Annotated in this window: 2 protein-coding genes and 2 pseudogenes; 2 read left to right on the top strand and 2 right to left on the bottom strand. The window is 71.4% G+C overall.

What is annotated here, in order from left to right; all coding sequences use genetic code 11:
* A pseudogene (locus tag CQZ88_RS16435) lies at nucleotides 1-188 on the bottom strand (RNA-guided endonuclease TnpB family protein); the annotation flags it as partial.
* Between the two features lie 242 nt (nucleotides 189-430).
* Here CQZ88_RS16435 and CQZ88_RS16430 point away from each other — a divergent pair.
* Complete coding sequence (locus tag CQZ88_RS16430; protein ID WP_102800042.1) at nucleotides 431-1,729, top strand: S9 family peptidase; 1,299 nt, start codon at nucleotides 431-433, stop codon at nucleotides 1,727-1,729.
* 42 nt (nucleotides 1,730-1,771) lie between these two features.
* Here the strand turns inward: CQZ88_RS16430 and CQZ88_RS16425 are convergent, their stop codons facing one another.
* The gene (locus CQZ88_RS16425; protein WP_180987031.1) at nucleotides 1,772-2,476 is read right to left on the bottom strand and encodes a GAP family protein; all 705 of its coding nucleotides are present in this window, start codon (nucleotides 2,474-2,476) and stop codon (nucleotides 1,772-1,774) included.
* A 107-nt stretch (nucleotides 2,477-2,583) separates the two neighbouring features.
* Between CQZ88_RS16425 and CQZ88_RS29940 the strand changes: the two are divergent.
* Nucleotides 2,584-3,103, top strand: a pseudogene (locus CQZ88_RS29940) (two-component sensor histidine kinase); the annotation flags it as partial.

Raw genomic sequence — 3,103 nt, 5'->3', positions numbered from 1 at the left:
GACGAGCGGGCTCGGGCTTCGGTCAACTGCTTACTGAGGTTCGCAAACGTCGGCCGAACGCCGGACTTGAACTGGTGGACGGCTTCGTTCCACAGGAACCGGCAGCGATGCCACTCCTCGATCAGGGCGCGTTCGGCGGTGGTGCCCGGCCGCAACCGGAAGTTGTAGCGCACCACCTCGATCCCCATGCCCGGCACGCTAACCGACCCCACCGACAGGTTTGCCCGACACCACCACTCCCCCGAAAGGAGGACGGCGCTTCCTCTCCCTCGTGAACGAGGGACTATCCGCGCCCAACTCAGATGACCGCCACCGTCGCCGACGGCGCGCTGGGCGAGGTCGCACTGCACCGCCTCTGACCGGAAATCGAGCCGGACGACCGGTTCGGGCGTACGGTGGGTGTGCCCCGCCACCGCCCGAGGGAGCCCACATGCCTGCATCCTTCTTTGCGCATCCGCACCAGGCGTTCACCGCAGGTTTCTACCGCGACGAGGACTTCGACTTCGAGGTCCGGTTCCTGCTCGGACAGGCCGTGCACGGTGCGGCGGACGTGGGGGAGGTACTCGCCACCATCGCCCCGCTCGGCGAGAAGGATCACGAGAAGTGGTTCGAGGCCTGGGTGGCGCTCGGCAGTCGAGTCCGGGGGCTCGCCGATGCCTCCGCCGAGGCCGGGCACGTCGTCAGCGCCGCGGGCGCATACCTGCGTGCCGCAACGTATTTCGCTACCGCGGTCAACTCCGTGGACGGTCTGGCCGACGACGGCCCGCTGCTGCCGACGTTTCGGCAGCACCGGGCGGCGTGGGACCGGTTCGTCGAGACCACCGCGCACCCGGCCGAGCGGGTGGACATTCCCTACGAGGACGGCTTCCTGCCGGGCTACCTGCTGCGGCCGCTCGGCGAGGAGACCCGCGAACCACGCCCCACCCTGATCCTGAACAACGGCAGCGACGGGCCCATCAGCAGCCTGTGGACCGCCGCCGGGGCCGGGGCCCTCGCCCGCGGCTACAACGTGCTGTTCTTCGACGGTCCCGGCCAGCAGTCCATGCTGTTCGAGCGCGGCGTGCCGTTCCGGCACGACTGGGAGGCCGTGATCACGCCGATCGTGGACTTCCTCCTCCGGTACCCGGAGGTCGACGGCTCGCGCATCGCCCTCTACGGGATCAGTCAGGCCGGATACTGGGTGCCGCGCGCACTGGCCTTCGAGCACCGGATCGCGGCGGCAATCGCCGATCCGGGGGTGGTCGACGTGTCCGCGTCGTGGCTCGCCCACATGCCCAAGAACATGATCGAGTTGCTCGAGAAGGGCGACCGGGAGAAGTTCGATCGCGACATGGCCTTCGGCATGCGGCTGTCGGGCCGGCTCGAGCGCACGTGGCGGTTCCGGGCCCGCCCCTACCGCAGGATGGACTCGTATTTCGACACCCTCACCGAGGTGCTGAAGTACCGGCTCGGCGATCTCCCCGAGTCGATCACGACGCCGCTGTTCGTCACCGACCCCGAGGACGAGCAGTTCTGGCCCGGCCAGTCCCGGCAGCTCGCCGAGCGGCTGCGCGGGGCGAAGGAACTGGCGTCGTTCACCGCGGCGGAGGGTGCCAACTTCCACTGCCAGCCCCTCGCTCGCAGCCTCACCGACCAGCGGATGTTCGACTGGCTGGACACGGTGCTGGCCGACCGGGCCCGCGTCCGGGCCTCCGGCGGCGCGCCGGCGCGTGAGGTGGCGGACGGCTGAGCGAGGTGGCCGCCGGGCAGGAGATCCGGCCCGGAGACCTCCTCAGTCCGCGAAGAACAGGGCCGCCGCCGCATCCCGCGCGATCAGGAACCCGGCGATACCCAGCACCCATCCCAGCGCCGAGTCGGCGTGCCGGGCGGTGAACTCGTCGAGACGTCGCAGCAGCGGCTCGATCCGCCGGTGCACGACGAGCCGGCCCACCACCAGCAGCAGGGCCGGCAGCACCATCACCGCGCAGTACCCGGCGAGCAGGCCGGCGCCGGGGGCGGCCGGCAGGCCCGTCGCCACGATCGTCCCGATCGCCGCCAGGTACGGCAGCATCGTGGCGACCTCGACGGTCCCGGCACCGAGCGCGAGCACTGCCACACCGGACCCCGTCCGTTGCCGCTCGAGGGCCCGGGAGCGCCAGTGCCGCAGCCGGCTCCCGCGGCCCGCAACCCGCGCCTTCCCCGAGTCGAATCGCCAGCTCACCGCGAACAGAGCCGCGCCCACCGAGAGTTGCGCCCAGTGCCACGCCGTCGTGTCGCTCCACCGCGCGAGCGCCGCAGCGCCGTTCCGGCCCGCGGACATGAGCACGAGTCCGACGACGAAGTAGAACGCGGCGATCGACAGCAGGTACACCAGCAGGCGGCGTACGGGGGGCCGGCCCGGCACGGTGAGCAACCACAGCGGCACGACGAGGGTGCCGAGACTGGTGCTGTCCACGAGCGCCAGCACCGCGAGCGTGCCCAGGAGAGCGAGGTCCATGGCTCGATGCTCGGCGGTCACCGCACGCGTGTCGTCGGTCTTCGGAACGAGGCGGGGTCCTCCGTCGGGAGGACGAACCGGCCGCGCGCCTGTGCTGTGATGAACGGGTGCCGCGTTGGTCGTCTCTCTCCGTCACCGCGCAGGGCTGGTGTATCGCGGTGGCCGAGTTCCTGCTCGGGCTGCTGTTGCTGTCCGCAGGTCTGTACGAACTCGCCCCCGTCAGGGTGGAGGCTCCGGCGGCCGTGCGTATCGGCCTGCTGGCGGCCGTGTGCGGCGCAGCGGTGCTCCGGGTGCGGCGGCCGGTGGCGGCACTCGTGCTCGGTGCGGTGCCGCTGGGCATCGACCTCCTGCTCGGGCCGTCCCTGCCCGTGTGGCTCGTCTACTCCGACCTGCTCTACGCCGGCGTCCGCTACGGCACCGAGCGGCAGGCACGGGCGCTGCTCGGCCTCGCCTCCGCGCTCTCCGCGGCCTGTTTCGGGGTCGTCTACGTCGTCACCGGGAACTGGCAGCTGCTGGTGCTCACGGCGATTGCGCTGTCCGCGTTCGTCGGCACTCCGCTGTGGTGGGGGCGCGCGGTCCGGTTGCACAAGGACGTCGCCGACGCCGAACGCGCCCGCGCCGAGGCCG

The sequence above is a fragment of the Rhodococcus sp. ENV425 genome, from assembly GCF_002887785.1.
GTDB classification, from domain to species: Bacteria; Actinomycetota; Actinomycetes; order Mycobacteriales; family Mycobacteriaceae; genus Rhodococcus; species Rhodococcus aetherivorans.
The sequence above is the reverse complement of the archived record's forward strand: the minus strand, read 5'-3'. Positions and strand labels throughout refer to the sequence as shown.

Bases quoted from the DNA above. Each gene is read 5' to 3' on its own strand.
- CQZ88_RS16430 (WP_102800042.1), top strand. From the start codon at position 431: ATGCCTGCATCCTTCTTTGCGCATCCGCACCAGGCGTTCACCGCAGGT.
- CQZ88_RS16425 (WP_180987031.1), bottom strand. From the start codon at position 2,476: ATGGACCTCGCTCTCCTGGGCACGCTCGCGGTGCTGGCGCTCGTGGAC.